Below are 15,161 nucleotides of genomic sequence, written 5' to 3'. Positions count from 1 at the left end.
GGCCTAAAACCCCGTCCATGACATCCCAACACCCTCGCCCCCGCGTCATGGGGATCGTCAACGTCACGCCCGACAGCTTCTCGGACGGCGGGCGGTTCCTCGATCCCGGCGCGGCGCTGGACCAGGCGCGGCGGCTGATCGACCAGGGCGCCGACATCCTCGACATCGGCGGCGAGAGCACCCGGCCCGGCGCGACGCCCGTGCCGGCCGCCGAGGAGATCGCCCGCGTGGTCCCGCTGATCGAGGCGATCCGCGCCACCAGCGACGTCGCCGTCTCGATCGACACCATGAAGCCCGCCGTGGCCCGCGCCGCCGTCGCCGCCGGGGCCACGATCTGGAACGACGTGGCCGCCCTGCGCTTCGCGCCCGATGCGCCCGAGATCGCCGCCGAACTGGGCTGCGAGGTGGTGCTGATGCACATGCTGGGCGAGCCGGGGACCATGCAGGACGCCCCGCGCTACGACGACGTCGTGGCCGAGGTCGAGGCCTTCCTGCTGGCCCGCGCCTTCACCGCCATGGCCGCCGGGGTGGCGCGCGAGAAGATCTGGCTCGACCCGGGCATCGGCTTCGGCAAGACCCCGACCCACAACCTGGCCCTGCTGGCCGCCCTGCCGCGCTTCAAGGCCCTGGGCTATCCGATCCTGCTGGGCGCCAGCCGCAAGCGTTTCATCGCCGCCCTGGACCCGCTGGGGGCGGAGGCGGGCGACCGCCTGGGCGGCTCCCTTGCGGCCCACCTGCACGGCGCGGCGGCCGGCGTGGCGGCGGTGCGCGTCCACGACGTGCGCGAGACGGTCCAGGCGCTGACGGTGTGGGGCGCGATCGGCGGTGCGGGCTAGACCCGCGCCAGTCCCGCCCGCTGCGGCAAGGTCTCCGGCGTCCGCACGTCCCAGGCCAGGCCCAGGCGCTCCAACAGGCGGATGAAGGCGAAGCCCCAGTCGGCTTGCCCGGGATACAATCCCAGCCTCGCCGAGCCCGGCCAGGCGTGGTGGTTGTTGTGCCAGGCCTCGCCCATGGTCGGGATCGCCGCCCAGGGCACGTCGTGTGCCTGGACGCCCGAGGCGGTCACCAGCCAGCGCTGCGGTCCGGTGGTGTGCGCCAGGCGGCCGACGTACCAGTGGCCGGTCACCGACACGCAGACCCGCGCGCAGACGCCCCACAGCAGCCACGACCAGCCGCCCAGCGCGAACAGGACGACCGCCACGGGCAGCTGCTGCAGCATCCAGGTGCGTTCCAGGAAGCGGTAGAACCGGTCGTCGGCGATCCGGGCCGGGATCGCCTGGCGCGGCGCCGCGTCCAGCACCAGCCGGCCGTGCAGGTTCCAGGCGTAGTCGGTCCAGAACCCGGCGCGGTTGGCGAGGTACGGGTGACAGGCCGGCTGGCGCTGGCCCCAGTCGCGCAGGTCGTGGGCGGCGATCATGGCCAGCGGCCCGCTCATGCCCACCAGCGTGCCCAGCCACATCATCAGGCGGTCCAGCCACCGGGGGCTTTGGAAACTGCCGTGGATCAGCCGCCGGTGGAAGCCGACCGAGTGGCCGACCAGCAGGGTCGCGCCGATCAGGACGACGAACACGCCGAGCCCGCTCCAGGTGAAGACGAACGGCGCGGCCAGGGCGCCCGCCAGCATCGCGCCCTGCCAGAGCGAGGTCGCCGGCGCCCAGACCACCCGGCCCGCCAGGGCGTCGCCGCCCGCGTCCTCGGCGATGGAATGGACGGCGTAGGGATCGTCGTGAGGGTGCGAACTCATCTGGCGTTTTCCTTTTCGTCCCGGCTCACCACGACCACCACCCAACCGGCGACGGCGCCGCTCAGGCCGAGGACGACCGTCATGATCAGGAAGGGTTTGGGATCGTCGGCGGAGTGAAAGCCGAGGCCCTGGAGGAGCAGGCTGGACGCCATGAAGGTGGCCGGGCCGCCGAACGCCGCGCCCGCCCAGGGCGAGCGCCATCCCAGGGCCCACAGCATCCACCAGCCGGGTATGCCGATCATGATCAGGCCCATGGCCCATATGGTCAGTGTGGAGACAAAGACCGTGAGCATGATCAGAACCGCGCCGACAACCGCCTGTCCGAGAGTCTCCACTTGCGTGGTGGCGAGACCCCCGATCGCGATCGCCGCGCCCGGAAGGCCGGCCCCCGTCAGCGCGCCGGCGACCAGGCCCCTGATCGCGTTCCGCGGCGGCCAGACGGAGTCGTGGCGGGCCGTCGCGCTCATCGGTCGGCGCCTTGCGAGCCGTAGGCCGCTCCTGCCGCCACCCAGCCCACGACCGCGCCGATCAGGGCCAACACGCCGGCCATCGGCAGGAGCCCCCAGGGCTGGTCGGCCAGGCGTGGGTTGAGCCCCAGACCGAGCATCCAGGACACGACAAGGGTCGCCACGCCGCCGAACCCCGCGCCAGCCCATCGTGAGCGCCATCCCAAGGCGTGCAATGCGGCCCATCCGGGCAGGCCGACCACGATCAGTCCGCCGGCCCAGACCGGAAGCGAGAACAGGAAAAACAGGAACGCGACCATCACGCCGTTCCAGAACGCCTCGAAACCGCCCTGCATCAGGCTGGCGATCGACACCACGACGACGACCACGGCCGCGAGCGACCCTGATCCCGTGAAGGTTCCGGCGGCCAGGGCCCGGGCGACCCTTCCAGGCGACAAGGCGGAGGCGCGGCGATCGATCAGAGCGGCGTCCATGGCGGTATCCTCGGTTGAAGATAAGCTATTCCTTAAATACCTTATCGCTAATTTGCAAGCGGTTAGCGAAGCGCTTAAATACCTTCCCATGCAGCGCGTGTTCGAAGCCCTCTCCTCGACGGTCCGCCGGAAGATCCTGGCCTATCTGGCCCATGCCGATCTGACGGCGGGGGACATCGCCTCGCGCTTTTCGATCTCCAAGCCGGCGGTGTCGCAACACCTGTCGATCCTGGAGGCGGCGGGCCTGGTGCGCAGCGAGAAGCGCGGCCAGTTCGTGCACTACAGCCTGGTGCGCGACAGCCTGGTCAATACGCTGAACGACTTCGTCCAGGAGGTCTGCCCGGTGTCCAAGCCGCTGAAGACCGAAAGCGCCCGCCTGAAGGACGAGCGCGAGGCCTAGCCGACCGCCGCGCCCATGCTAGCCTTCTTCCAAAAGGGAGGGGCCGATGCTGCGGATCGAACCAGCCGAGGGGCTGCGCCAGGCGGCGCAGGCGGATTGGCGGACGCTGGGCGCGATCACCGCCGAGGCCTTCGCCGAGGACCCGGTCGCCACCTGGACCTTCGACGGCAAGCCCTGCCTGAAGCCCGTGTTCCAGCGCCTGGCGCGGGACGTCTACCTGCCGCGCGGGATTTGCCACCTGGCGGACGGCGACAGGGGCGCGACCATGTGGCTGCCACCGGGACCGAGCAAGGAACTGCCGCCGCTGTCGCTGCTGGGCGCGGCGGCCCGGCTGCTGGTCGACGGCGGGCCCAAGGCCATGAAGCGCGCCCTGGCCGTCGACGCCGAGATGGTGCGCCGCAAGCCCAAGGCGCCCCACGTCTACCTGTTCACGATCGGCGTGCTGAGCGAGGCACGGGGCAAGGGGCTGGGGCGGCGGCTGCTGGCGCCGGTCCTGGCCGGCTGCGACGCGGCGGGCCTGCCGGCCTATCTGGAGAACAGCAATCCGGCCAACACCCCGCTCTACGAAGGGGCGGGATTCCGCACGCTGGAGGTCTTCGCCCCCGCGCCCGGCGCCCCGCCGCTGGCGGCGATGTGGCGGGAGCCGCGCGCCTGACCCAGGCCTCTTGCGTCCGCCCCCTTGCGTCCAGGGACGAAACCGCCAAGCTGCGCGGCCTAGTCGGGAGACCCCATGCGTTCCGTTCTCATCGCCGCCGCGCTCGCCGCCCTCCTGGCCCTGGCCGGCCCCGCCTCCGCCGCCGAGCCCGCGCCCAAGCCGGCCAAGGTCCAGCCCGTCCTGAAGACCGTCGCCGCCGATGTCGACGCCAAGGCGCTGGAGGCCACGATCCGGTCGCTGGTGGGCTTCGGCACCCGCCACACCCTGTCGGACACCACCTCGGACACCCGGGGCATCGGCGCCGCGCGGCGCTGGACGGCGGCGCGGTTCGCGGCGATCTCCAAGGACTGCGACGGCTGCCTGACGGTCGAGACGCCCAGCAAGACCTTCACCGGCAAGCGGGCGCCGAACGGCGTCGAGATCGTCGACGTGCTGGGGATCCAGCGCGGGACCACCGATCCGGACCGGGTGGTGATCATCGCCGGCCACATCGACAGCCGGGTCAACGACGTGATGGACGCCACGACCGACGCGCCCGGCGCCAACGACGACGGCTCGGGCGTGGCGGCGGTGCTGGAGGCGGCGCGGGTGCTGTCCAAGCACAAATTCCCGGCCACCATCGTCTATGCGGTGCTGTCGGGCGAGGAGCAGGGCCTGTTCGGCGGCCAGCTGCTGGCCCAGACCGCCAAGGAGAAGGGCTGGAAGGTCGAGGCCGACCTCAACAACGACATCGTCGGCAATGTCCACGGCATCGGCGGGACCGTGGACCGGACCCACGTGCGGGTGTTCTCGGAAGGCACCAAGGCGGTCGAGACGCCGGAACAGGCCAACACCCGGCGCTACAACGGCGGCGAGGTCGACAGCCCGTCGCGCAACCTGGCCCGGTTCATGGACGGCCTGGCCGACCGCTACGTGAAGGGGCTGGACGTGGTGATGGTCTACCGCACCGACCGCTACGGCCGGGGCGGCGACCAGGTGCCGGTGCTGGAGGCCGGCTATCCGGCCGTGCGGGTCACCGAGGCGGCCGAGCACTACGACCGCCAGCACCAGACCGTCCGCACCGAGAACGGCCGGGCCTATGGCGATGTGATCGAGGGCGTGGACTTCCCGTATCTGGCCCAGGTGACGCGGCTGAACGCCGTGACCCTGGCCGCCCTGGCCTCGGCCCCGGCCCCGCCGTCGGGCGTCAAGATCGAGGGCGCGGTCAGCGCCGACACCAAGGTCTCGTGGACGGCCGTCCCGGGCGCGGCCGGCTACCGCGTCTGGTGGCGCGGCACGACCGAGCCGCGGTGGAGCCGCGCGCGGGCGGTCGGGGCGGAGACCTCGACGACGCTGAAGAATGTGGTGATCGACGACTGGTTCTTCGGGGTGTCGTCGGTCAGCGCCGACGGCTGGGAGAGCCCGGTGGTGTTCCCCGGGGCGGCGGGGAGCTTCGAGAGCGTGGGGAAGTAGGTCCGGACGTCGGGCTGTAGCCACTTGCCCCCTACGGACCGCTTCGCGGTCGTCTTCCCCCATAGGGGGAAGAGCCGCGCGGCGAAGGCTCCGCCCCCTACGGGGGCGGACAGGCGACGAAGTCGCCAGGTGAGGGCAAGTGGGTGAGCCACCGTCCAAGGCGCCTACCCCATACCCCCGACTCCCCGCTAGAAGAGCCCATGACCAGCGCCCCCCACCAAGGCCGCGTGCTCGTCCTCGCCGGATCGGATTCCGGCGGCGGGGCGGGGATCCAGGCCGACATCAAGACCATCACCGCCCTCGGCGGCTACGCGGCCACGGCGATCACGGCGATCACCGTGCAGAACACCCTGGGCGTCACCGGCGTCCACCCGATCCCGCTGGAGATCGTCGAGGCCCAGGCCCGCGCCGTGCTGGACGACATCGGGGCCGACGCCTTCAAGACCGGCATGCTGGGCGACGCCGCCACGGTCGAGGTCGTGGCCCGGGTGCTGGACAGCGCCCCAAAAACACGAAATGGGGCCGTCCCCGCCGTCATCGACCCGGTGATGATCGCCAAGGGCGGCGCCTCGCTGCTGGCCGAGCAGGCGATCGGGGCGCTGAAGAGCCTGCTGGTCCCGCGCGCGGCCCTTCTGACCCCCAACGCCCCCGAGGCCGCCGCCCTGACCGGTCTCGCGGTCGAGACCACCGACGACCTGCGCCGGGCCGGCGAGGCCCTCTTGGAGCTGGGCGCCCACGCGGTGCTGATGAAGGGCGGCCACGTCGCGGGCGAGCGGGTCGTGGACCTGCTGATCACCCGCCAGGGCGAGACCGCCTTCGAGGGCGAGCGGATCGAGACCCGCCACACCCACGGCACCGGCTGCACCCTGGCCAGCGCCTGCGCCACGGGCCTGGCCCAGGGCCTGGGCCTGACGGAGTCGGTGGCCCGGGCCTGGAACTACGTCCACGAGGCCATGCTGCGCGCTCCGGGCTTCGGGGCGGGGCACGGTCCGCTGGATCATGCGTGGGTGGTGCGGAAATGAGCGACCTGGAAGCCCGCCTCGTCGACATCGTCCGCAGCGTCCCGACCACGATGCAGGTGCTGCGCACGGCCCGCGACCTGGGCCTGCCCGACGCCATGGTCTTTTCCGGCGCCGTCTACCAGCCGGTCTGGAACCACCTGACCGGCCGGGCGCCGGACTACGGGATCAAGGACTACGACCTGGCCTATCACGACGCGTCCGACACTTCGTACGAGGCCGAGGACGTGGTCATCAAACGGGTGGCCGCCGCGTTCGAGCCGCCGCTGCGCGACCTGGTCGAGGTGCGCAACCAGGCCCGCGTCCATCTGTGGTTCGAGAAGAAGTTCGGGGCCGACGAGCCCTATCCGCCGCTGGAGTCCAGCGCCGAGGCTCTGAAGCGCTTCGTGGCCACGGCCTTCTGCGTGGGCGTGCGGATGGAGGCCGACGACAGCCTGTCGGTGTTCGCGCCGTTCGGCCTGGACGACCTGTTCGCCCTGTATCTGCGGCCCAACCCGCTGCGGGTGAAGGGGGCGGGCGGCTGGGCGCGCACGACGGGCTCGGCCCAGGCGCGCTGGCCGGAGATCACGGTCGAGGGGCAGTGAAGACCCCCTCAGTCGCTCCGCGACAGCTCCCCCAGAGGGGGAGCCGCCGCTACATTGTCCCGCGTGACAATGTTCGAATTGATCCATGCTGGGGCGATGGTTAGGCGTTGAGGAACAGGAGCCCCGCCATGCGCCAGTGGACCGTCGACGCCTTCGCCTCCGGCCCGTTCAAGGGCAATCCGGCCTGCGTGGTCGAGCCGTTCGACGCCTGGCCCGAGACGGCCTGGATGCAGGCCCTGGCGGCCGAGAACAACCAGGCCGAAACCGCCTTCCTGCTGCGCACCGCCGATCCGGCGCGGTTCGGCCTGCGCTGGTTCACCCCGACGGTCGAGGCCCCGATCTGCGGCCACGCCACCCTGGCCAGCGCCCATGCCCTGTTCGAGGAGGTGGGCGTCGACGTCCCGCTGCTGACCTTCGACACCCTGTCGGGCGCGCTGACCGTGCGCCGGGTCGACGGTGTGTTCGGCGGGCGGGGGCTGGAGATGGACTTCCCGGCCGATCCGCCGCGGCGGGTCGAGGCGGGGCCGGACCTGGCCAAGGCCCTGGGCGTGGAGCCCCTGGAGGTCTGGGCGGGGCAGTACCTGCTGGCCGTGGTCGCCGACGAGGCGACGGTGCGCGGGCTGTCGCCCGACCTGGCGCTGCTGAACACGGTCGGCGGCGGCCTGGCCAAGGGCGGGGCGGGTCAGGCGATCGTCGCCGCCCTGGCCGATCCGGGGCGGGACTACGCGGTGGTCAGCCGGTTCTTCGCGCCGGGCTGCGGCATTCCCGAGGATCCGACCACGGGTTCGGCCCACTGCATCCTCATGCCGTTCTTCGGCGAGCGGCTGGGGGCGGCGACCCTGCGGTTCCACCAGGCCTGTCCCGGGCGGGGCGGGGACCTGGAATGCGAAAACCGCGGCGCGCGCGTTCTGTTGCGCGGCCGCGGCTTCACGATGGTGGAGAGCCGGCTGAGGGTGGAACCGGCTCTCCGTTAGCCCTCACGGGCCTAGTAGCGACGGCCGTAGCGGTCGCCGTCGTGGCGCTCGTAGCGGATCTGGGCGCTGATGCGGTCGTAGCGGCGATCCAGGTCGGCGCGTTCCCAGCCGCTCAGGCCGCCGCGACGATAGCGGCTTTCCAGACGGGCGGTTTCACGCAGGTCGCCCTTCAGGCGCCAGGCTTCGTTGCGAGTCAGGCCGCCGCTGCGGATGCCCATGTCGATCCGCTGGTCCAGGCGGGCGACACGGTCGCCGCCGACGTCCTGGTAGCCGCGGTCATAGCCACGGTCGTAGCCGGGACCGGGGCCATAGGCCTGGGCCGAGGCGACAGCGGGGACGGCGGCGGCGACAGCCGAGACCGCGGCGATCGAAAGCAGAATCTTTTTCATCGGTACGGTTCCTCTTGAACATTTCCGACGCCCGACGGGGACGACGTTGACGACAAGAGACCACACCCAGCCTGAAGCGGTTCTGAGCCGCTCGTTATGTTCTGTTCAGGTACCTGAACACCCCAAACGCCCGCTCATCCCGGCGAATGCCGGGACCCAGATCCCAAGGCGTCTGGGCTGGTTGGATGAACGCCGAGCTTCTGGAGCCCGCCACACCGTTATTCCATCTGGGTCCCGGCATTCGCCGGGATGAGCGGAGCTGTTAAGCCGCAGCCGTCTTCGCGCCGTCGCGCCGGGCGATGGCCACGGCGGTCTCGATGGCGTCGTACAGCTTGGTGACCTCGATCGGCTTGGCGACGTGGCCGTCCATGCCGGCGGCCATGTAGCCCTCGACCTGGTGGACCAGGGCGTTGGCGGTGACCGCGACGATCGGGATGCGTTTGCGGCTCTCGCTGACCTCGAGCGCGCGGATGGTGCGGGCCGCCTCGACGCCGTCCATCACCGGCATGTGGATGTCCATCAGGACGATGTCGTGGCCGCCGCGCTTCCAGGCTTCGACGCAGGCCGCGCCGTCGGCCACCAGCTCGACCTCGGCGCCCAGCGGGGCCAGGACGGCGGCGATGACCTTCTGGTTGGTCGGATTGTCGTCGGCGGCCAGCACCCGCAGGCGGCGCTCGGATTCGATCGGCGGCGGGGCCGCCTCGACCTGGGCCGGCACGGTCGCCTCGCCGCGCGGCATGGCCACCACGACGGTGAAGGTCGAGCCCTGGCCCTCGCGGCTCTGCACATGCACGCCGCCGCCCATCAGGGTGGCCAGCTCGTTGCAGATCGACAGGCCCAGGCCCGAGCCGCCGAACCGGCGGGTGGTCGAGCTGTCGGCCTGGACGAACTTGTCGAACAGGCGGGGCAGGGTCTCGGCGTCGATGCCGATGCCGGTGTCGACCACGTCGACGCGCAGGCCGCTGCCGTCGTCGGCCGAGGCGAAGCGCACCGAGACGCTGCCTTCCAGCGTGAACTTCAGGGCGTTGGAGACCAGGTTGCCCAGGATCTGGCGCAGGCGGTCGGCGTCGCCGCGCCACGAACCCAGGGCTTCGGGCGCGACGAAGACGCCGAACTCCAGGTTCTTGGCCCGGGCCTGGGTGGTGTAGGACTCGCGGACCGACAGGGCCAGGCTGGCCAGGTCGAAGTCGCGCTCCACCAGGTCCAGGCGCCCGGCCTCGATCTTCGACAGGTCCAGCACGTCGTTGAGCACCGACAGCAGCAGGCCGCCGGATTCGCGGATCACCGACAGGCGCTCGCGCTGGGCGGGGCTGAGCTCGCCCATGGCCATCACCTCGGTCATGGCCAGCACCCCGTTCAGCGGGGTGCGGATCTCGTGGCTCATATTGGCCAGGAAGTGCGACTTCAGGACATTGGCGGCGTTGGCGTCGTCGCGCGCCTTGACCAGTTCGGCCATGGCGCCGCGCAGGTCGTGGTCGTTGATCTCCAGCCGCGAGACCAGATGGTTGAAGCTGTCGGTCAGGCTCTGGAAGACGTCGTCGTCGGCGGCCTGCTCCACCGGCTTGAACTGGCCGTTGGCGGCCACTTCGCGCATGGCGTTGGACAGGCGCTCCATCGGCTTGGTCATGCGGCGGGCCAGGCCGTTGGCCAGCAGGATCGCCAGGCCGGCCGAGCCGAAGAACAGGGTGCCGGTCAGGGCCAGGTCGCGGGCCACGATGTCGGTCAGGCTGGGGCGGCGGGCCGCCAGGGACAGGGTGCCGACCTGGCGCGACCCCAACTTCACGGGGCGGACCAGGGTGTCGACTTCGGAATCCTTGGCCGCGCCCACCTGGGCCACGGGCTGGCCGCTCATGTCGATCAGGCTGACGGAGACGACGTTGGGCGCCTTGGCCACCGCCTCGAGGGCGCGATAGACGCCGACGGTGTTGTGGTCGGCCATCGGCGCGGCGGCGCCGGCCGCCACCATCTGGGCCAGGATTTCATGATTGGCCCGGGATTCCTGGCGGGCGACGCTCCACTGCTGGACCATGAAGCATAGGCAAGCCGCCAGCAGCGCGACCACCGTGGTGGTCAGCGCGACAGCCGAAATCCGCGCCTGCAGAGGCGCGTGAGTCGCGGCTTCAGAGCTGCGGCTGTCGTCGATCATTTCCCGTCCCAGGAGAATCCTAGAGGTCGAGCTTGCCCCAATCTTCCTAACGCTTCGCTTCCAAGATACAGCGGCCCCGCGACAAAACAACGTTAACGCGCATTTCTCATTGCACAGTTCTTAACTTTTCGTTTACCTCTATCCTTAGTCTTTCATTAAGGAGATGGGGCGTGGAAAAGGTTTTTGTCGTCAAGCGTGTGGCCAGCAAGCTGCATGGGACCGAGGCCGCGATCGACGCGGCGATGGTGCAAACCGCCGAAATGATGTCGGAACTCGTCCAAGCCCGTAAGGATCTGGGCCTGTCGCCGACCTTCGCCGCCGACGTCACCAGCAAGGTGATCGCGGCCATGTCCGCTCTGTCGGAAGCTCGCGAAGCCATGGTCTCGGCTCACGCCGACCTGGATGAAAAGCGTCTGCGTCTGGGTGTCCGCACCAAGATGATCGGCTGGGACATGAAGGACGGTTCGTTCGCTTCGGCCGACGTCCAAGGCTCCGAGCGGATCGCCGAAGCCGGCTAATCGAAGCCAGCTAAGCAATATTGCAAGAGTTTAATCCCTAGGGTCTCTAATTCGCGTTAGAGACTCTAGGGATGCACCTGCAAATCGCACCTCTGCTGGGATGGAGCGCCACCTTCTTGGTGTGCGGCTTGGCGTGGATCAAAGGGTCCGCGGCCGAGCGCTGGGGCAGCTTGATCGTGCTGGCCGGATCGGTGGTCGCCCTGATCATCCAGATGGTCCTGCCCCCGCGGCCCGAGGCGATCGCCCTGCTGCTGTCCGAAGGGCTCTATAGCCTCGCCTTCCTGATGCTGGCCCTGCGCTACACCAGCCCCTGGCTGGGCGGCGCGATGCTGCTGCAGGCCACGCAGTTCGGCCTGCACGCCTACTACATCGTCGCCGAGCGCAAACACGACCTGACCTACGGGATCGTCAACAACCTGAATTCCGCCGGGGTGCTGGTCTGCATCCTGTTTGGGATTTTCGCCTCGGCGCGCCGCCGGGCCCGCGCCGCAAAATAATTGCCTGGTACGGACGATTTGTCCGTCGCGCGGCAAAATCTCTCCTTGCCTTCGTCGCCGAAACGGGGTTTCTCGCCGGCGGGCCACATCCCCCCAACGGGATGCAGTCCATCTGTAAGGATGGGAGACATCGCTATGACCACGACCCTCGCCAAGCCGGCGATCCGCCCGGCTCGTCCCGAGTTCTCTTCCGGCCCCTGCGCCAAGCGCCCCGGCTGGACCCCCGAAAATCTCAGAAACGCCGTATTGGGCCGGTCGCACCGCTCCAAGCTGGGCAAGGGCCGCCTGAAGGCCGCCATCGACCAGACGCGCGAAGTGCTGGAAGTCCCCGCCGACTTCCTGATCGGCATCGTCGCCGGTTCGGACACCGGCGCCGTCGAGATGGCGATGTGGTCGATGCTGGGCGCCAAGCCCGTGCAACTGCTGGCCTTCGAGTCCTTCGGCAAGGACTGGGTCACCGACGTGACCAAGCAGCTGAAGCTGCCGAACGTGGAAGTGCTCGACGCGCCCTACGGCCAGCTGCCCGACACCTCCAAGGTCGATCCGGCCAAGGACCTGGTCTTCACCTGGAACGGCACCACCTCGGGCGTCCGCGTCCCGAACGCCGACTTCATCAGCGCCGACCGCGAAGGCATCACCATCTGCGACGCCACCAGCGCCGCCTTCGCCCAGGACCTGGACTGGACCAAGCTCGATGTCGTGACCTTCTCCTGGCAGAAGGCGCTGGGCGGCGAGGGCGCGCACGGGATCCTGATCCTGTCGCCGCGCGCCGTGGCCCGTCTTGAGAGCTACACCCCCGCCTGGCCGATGCCGAAGCTGTTCCGCATGACCAAGGGCGGCAAGATCGCGGCCGACATCTTCGAGGGCGCGACGATCAACACCCCGTCGATGCTCTGCGTCGAAGATGCGCTCGACGCCCTGAAGTGGGCTTCGTCCATCGGCGGCCTGGAAGCCATGCAGGCCCGCGCCGACCAGAACCTGGCCGTGCTGGCCGACTGGGTGGCCAAGACCCCGTGGGTCGAGTTCCTGGCGGCGACGCCGGAAATCCGCTCCAACACCTCGGTGTGCCTCAAGGTCGTCGATCCCAAGATCACGGCGCTGTCGGACGACGCCCAGGCCGACTTCGCCAAGAAGCTGGCCTCGCTGCTCGAGAAGGAGGGCGCGGCCCTCGACATCGGCGGCTATCGCGACGCCCCGGCCGGCCTGCGCATCTGGTGCGGCGCCACCGTCGAGGCCTCGGACCTCGAGGCCCTGACGCCGTGGCTGGACTGGGCGTTCGCGTCCGTCTCGGCCGAACTGGCCGCCGCTTAACCTAGCGCCCTAGAACCCCCTCAGTCGCTCCGCGACAGCTCCCCCGGAGGGGGAGCATCGCAGCGGGCAGGTCCTCCCCCCCTCTGGGGGAGGCAGCCCGAAGGGCCGGAGGGGGCCTTCACCGCACCCCATTCTCCGCAAGGAACCCCGACATGACCGCTCCCCGCGTCCTCATCGCCGACAAGCTCAGCCCCGCCGCCGTCGACATCTTCAAGAACCGCGGCCTGGACTTCGACATCAAGACCGGCCTGTCCAAGGACGAGCTGATCGCCGTGATCGGCGACTATGATGGCATCGCCATCCGCTCGGGCGCCAAGCTCGACAAGGACGTGATCGCCGCCGCCCACAAGCTGCGCGTCATCGCCCGCGCCGGCATCGGCGTCGACAACGTCGACATCCCGGCCGCCACGGCCAAGGGCATCGTGGTGATGAACACCCCGTTCGGCAACTCGATCACCACGGCCGAGCACGCCATCGCCATGATGTTCGCCCTGGCCCGCCAGCTGCCCCAGGCCGACGCCTCCACCCAGGCCGGCAAGTGGGAGAAGAACCGCTTCATGGGCGTGGAGCTGTTCGCCAAGACCCTGGGCCTGATCGGCGCCGGCAACATCGGCGGCATCGTCGCCGACCGGGCGCTGGGCCTGAAGATGAAGGTCGTGGCCTACGACCCCTTCCTGTCGCCGGAACGCGCCATCGAGATGGGCGTCGAGAAGGTCGAGCTGGAAGAGCTGCTGGCCCGCGCCGACGTCATCACCCTGCACACCCCGCTGACCGACAAGACCCGCAACATCCTGTCGGCCGAGAACCTGGCCAAGACCAAGAAGGGCGTGCTGATCGTCAACTGCGCCCGCGGCGGCCTGGTGGACGAGACGGCCCTGCGCAAGCTCCTGGACGACGGCCACGTGGGCGGCGCGGCCTTCGACGTGTTCGTCACCGAGCCGGCCAAGGAGAACCCGCTGTTCGGCTCGGACAAGGTCGTGGCCACCCCGCACCTGGGCGCCAGCACCGCCGAGGCCCAGGAGAACGTGGCCCTGCAGGTCGCCGAACAGGTCAGCGACTACCTGCTGACCGGTGCGGTCACCAACGCCCTGAACAGCCCGTCGATCACGGCGGAAGAGGCCCCCAAGCTGAAGCCGTTCGTGGCCCTGGCCGAGAAGATCGGCGCCCTGGCCGGCCAGATGGTCGACTTCGGCATTTCGGCGATCGACATCGCCTTCGAGGGCGAGGTCTCCAAGCTGAACGTGAAGCCGATGAGCTCGGCGGCCCTGGCCGGAATCCTCAAGCCGATGCTGGCCGAGATCAACATGGTCTCCGCGCCCGCGGTGGCCAAGGAACGCGGCATCACCGTCTCGGAGAGCCGCCAGGAGGTCAGCCCCACCTATGACAGCCTGATGCGCATCACCATCACCACCGAGAAGGGCAAGCGCGCCTTCGCCGGCACGGTGATCGCCGGCGCGCCGCGCATCGTCGAGGTCAAGGGCATGGAGCTGGACGCGGGCTTCTCGCCGGCCATGCTCTACATCAACAACCTGGACAAGCCGGGCTTCATCGGGGCGCTCGGCATGCTGCTGGGCGAGGCGGGCGTCAACATCGCCACCTTCAACCTGGGCCGGGTCTCGGCCGACGAGGACGCCATCGCCCTGGTCGGCGTCGACCAGGCCCCGGACGAGGCCCTGCTGGCCAAGATCCAGGCCCTGCCGCACGTCAAGGAAGCCCGCGCCCTGACGTTCTGATCCTCCTGAACCCTTCTCCCCTTGCGGAAGAAGGTGTCGGCGCAGTCGACGGATGAGGGGTCTCTCGGACCTGAACGCCGCGTCCAGCCTGACCGCTGGGCGCGGCGTTTTCGTTCACGCAACCCCCCACCCGACGGTCCTCCGGACCGCCACCCTCTCCCGCAAGGGGAGAGGGAAGACGGTGCAGACCGCGTGCAGTCGGCGAGAGGATATGGCGGAGGCGCCGTCTCGCCATTTTCAAGCCTCACCGGACCGGCTAGGTGCGGAGGACCTCACCAGGAACCCCGATGTCCATCCGCGCCCGCAAGATCAACCGCATCGTCTTCATCGTCTTCCTGGCCGCGTCGGCCTACGCCCTGGCCCGGGCCCTGCTGCCCGACGACGACAGCGTCGGCCTGATCCCGTGGGACAAGGCCAAGCACTTCATCGTCTTCTATGTGCTGAGCGTCCTGGCCAGCCTGGCCCTGCCGCAGAGCCGGCTGCACCGCATCGGCCTGGTGATCCTGGCGTTCGGCGGTGGGATCGAGGTCCTGCAGGGCCTGGTCGGCCGCGACGCCTCGTGGTTCGACCTGTTCGCCGACGCCTGCGGCATCAGCGCCGCCTTCGGGCCGATGCTGGTCAGCCAGTGGTGGCGCGGCAAGGCACGGTTCTAGATTTCAATTCCGCTCATCCCGGCGAATGCCGGGACCCAGATGGAATGGCCGTGTGGTTGACGCCACAGGCGCTGAGTCCTTCCAATCCACTACCCAGCTTTAGGATCCGGGTCCCGGCATTCGCCGGGATGAGCGGTTCTTGAGAG

17 protein-coding genes are annotated in these 15,161 nt (G+C 69.8%); 12 read left to right on the top strand and 5 right to left on the bottom strand.

All coding sequences use genetic code 11. From position 1 onward, the window contains the following. The first annotated feature begins 17 nt into the window (after positions 1-17). The gene (folP, locus tag WAE60_RS14110) at positions 18-836 is read left to right on the top strand and encodes a dihydropteroate synthase (protein WP_337687171.1); all 819 of its coding nucleotides are present in this window, start codon (positions 18-20) and stop codon (positions 834-836) included. Here folP and WAE60_RS14105 read toward each other — a convergent pair. Genes WAE60_RS14105 through WAE60_RS14095 form a run of 3 tightly spaced genes read right to left on the bottom strand, consistent with a single transcriptional unit; the run spans position 833 to position 2,684 of the window. Beyond that, on the bottom strand, positions 833-1,744 hold the full coding sequence (locus tag WAE60_RS14105; protein WP_337687170.1) for an acyl-CoA desaturase: 912 nt from the start codon (positions 1,742-1,744) through the stop codon (positions 833-835). The genes folP and WAE60_RS14105 overlap by 4 nt on opposite strands. Next, positions 1,741-2,211, bottom strand: coding sequence for a hypothetical protein (locus tag WAE60_RS14100; protein ID WP_337687166.1), 471 nt, complete (start codon positions 2,209-2,211; stop codon positions 1,741-1,743). Before WAE60_RS14100 ends, WAE60_RS14105 begins: the two co-directional genes overlap by 4 nt. Then, complete coding sequence (locus WAE60_RS14095; RefSeq protein WP_337687164.1) at positions 2,208-2,684, bottom strand: hypothetical protein; 477 nt, start codon at positions 2,682-2,684, stop codon at positions 2,208-2,210. The genes WAE60_RS14100 and WAE60_RS14095 overlap by 4 nt, the downstream gene beginning before the upstream one ends. Before the next feature lie 88 nt (positions 2,685-2,772). Here WAE60_RS14095 and WAE60_RS14090 point away from each other — a divergent pair, with 88 nt between their 5' ends. The 6 genes from WAE60_RS14090 to WAE60_RS14065 all read left to right on the top strand — a co-directional run bounded on the left by WAE60_RS14090 (position 2,773) and on the right by WAE60_RS14065 (position 7,768). Beyond that, the gene (locus WAE60_RS14090; protein ID WP_051695042.1) at positions 2,773-3,084 is read left to right on the top strand and encodes a metalloregulator ArsR/SmtB family transcription factor; all 312 of its coding nucleotides are present in this window, start codon (positions 2,773-2,775) and stop codon (positions 3,082-3,084) included. Between the two features lie 46 nt (positions 3,085-3,130). Next, positions 3,131-3,739 (top strand): GNAT family N-acetyltransferase, encoded by a 609-nt coding sequence (locus WAE60_RS14085; RefSeq protein ID WP_337687162.1) that lies wholly within the window; start codon positions 3,131-3,133, stop codon positions 3,737-3,739. Between the two features lie 75 nt (positions 3,740-3,814). After that, on the top strand, positions 3,815-5,191 hold the full coding sequence (locus WAE60_RS14080; RefSeq protein ID WP_337687160.1) for a M20/M25/M40 family metallo-hydrolase: 1,377 nt from the start codon (positions 3,815-3,817) through the stop codon (positions 5,189-5,191). Positions 5,192-5,391: 200 nt separating this feature from the next. Next, entirely contained in the window at positions 5,392-6,213 is an 822-nt protein-coding gene (gene thiD / locus WAE60_RS14075) for a bifunctional hydroxymethylpyrimidine kinase/phosphomethylpyrimidine kinase (RefSeq protein WP_337687158.1), read from the top strand. Next, positions 6,210-6,794 (top strand): nucleotidyltransferase family protein, encoded by a 585-nt coding sequence (locus WAE60_RS14070; RefSeq protein WP_337687156.1) that lies wholly within the window; start codon positions 6,210-6,212, stop codon positions 6,792-6,794. The genes thiD and WAE60_RS14070 overlap by 4 nt, the downstream gene beginning before the upstream one ends. A gap of 128 nt (positions 6,795-6,922) precedes the next feature. Beyond that, the gene (locus WAE60_RS14065) at positions 6,923-7,768 is read left to right on the top strand and encodes a PhzF family phenazine biosynthesis protein (RefSeq protein ID WP_337687155.1); all 846 of its coding nucleotides are present in this window, start codon (positions 6,923-6,925) and stop codon (positions 7,766-7,768) included. Positions 7,769-7,779: 11 nt separating this feature from the next. Here WAE60_RS14065 and WAE60_RS14060 read toward each other — a convergent pair whose 3' ends face one another. Together WAE60_RS14060 and WAE60_RS14055 are read right to left on the bottom strand one after the other, a co-directional pair. After that, positions 7,780-8,157: a hypothetical protein gene (locus WAE60_RS14060; protein WP_337687153.1), complete on the bottom strand. Its 378-nt coding sequence runs from the start codon at positions 8,155-8,157 to the stop codon at positions 7,780-7,782. A gap of 262 nt (positions 8,158-8,419) precedes the next feature. Further along, entirely contained in the window at positions 8,420-10,303 is a 1,884-nt protein-coding gene (locus WAE60_RS14055) for an ATP-binding protein (protein ID WP_029907231.1), read from the bottom strand. 170 nt (positions 10,304-10,473) lie between these two features. Here WAE60_RS14055 and WAE60_RS14050 point away from each other — a divergent pair, with 170 nt between their 5' ends. The 5 genes from WAE60_RS14050 (at position 10,474) to WAE60_RS14030 (ending at position 15,015) form a co-directional block, all read left to right on the top strand. Then, a complete protein-coding gene (locus WAE60_RS14050) occupies positions 10,474-10,821 on the top strand; it encodes a hypothetical protein (protein WP_029907232.1) in 348 nt (115 codons plus the stop codon). Positions 10,822-10,940: 119 nt separating this feature from the next. After that, positions 10,941-11,318 carry a hypothetical protein gene (locus WAE60_RS14045; protein ID WP_231499378.1) on the top strand — a complete coding sequence of 126 codons (378 nt, stop codon included), beginning with the start codon at positions 10,941-10,943 and terminating at the stop codon, positions 11,316-11,318. A gap of 135 nt (positions 11,319-11,453) precedes the next feature. Further along, positions 11,454-12,629: a phosphoserine transaminase gene (locus tag WAE60_RS14040; RefSeq protein WP_029907234.1), complete on the top strand. Its 1,176-nt coding sequence runs from the start codon at positions 11,454-11,456 to the stop codon at positions 12,627-12,629. A 152-nt stretch (positions 12,630-12,781) separates the two neighbouring features. Further along, positions 12,782-14,362 (top strand): phosphoglycerate dehydrogenase, encoded by a 1,581-nt coding sequence (gene serA / locus WAE60_RS14035; RefSeq protein WP_337687152.1) that lies wholly within the window; start codon positions 12,782-12,784, stop codon positions 14,360-14,362. A gap of 287 nt (positions 14,363-14,649) precedes the next feature. Further along, entirely contained in the window at positions 14,650-15,015 is a 366-nt protein-coding gene (locus tag WAE60_RS14030; protein ID WP_337687151.1) for a VanZ family protein, read from the top strand. Positions 15,016-15,161: the final 146 nt, after the last annotated feature.

The sequence above is a fragment of the Caulobacter sp. CCG-8 genome (genome assembly GCF_037402475.1).
Classification (GTDB): domain Bacteria; phylum Pseudomonadota; class Alphaproteobacteria; order Caulobacterales; family Caulobacteraceae; genus Caulobacter.
The sequence above is the reverse complement of the archived record's forward strand: the minus strand, read 5'-3'. Positions and strand labels throughout refer to the sequence as shown.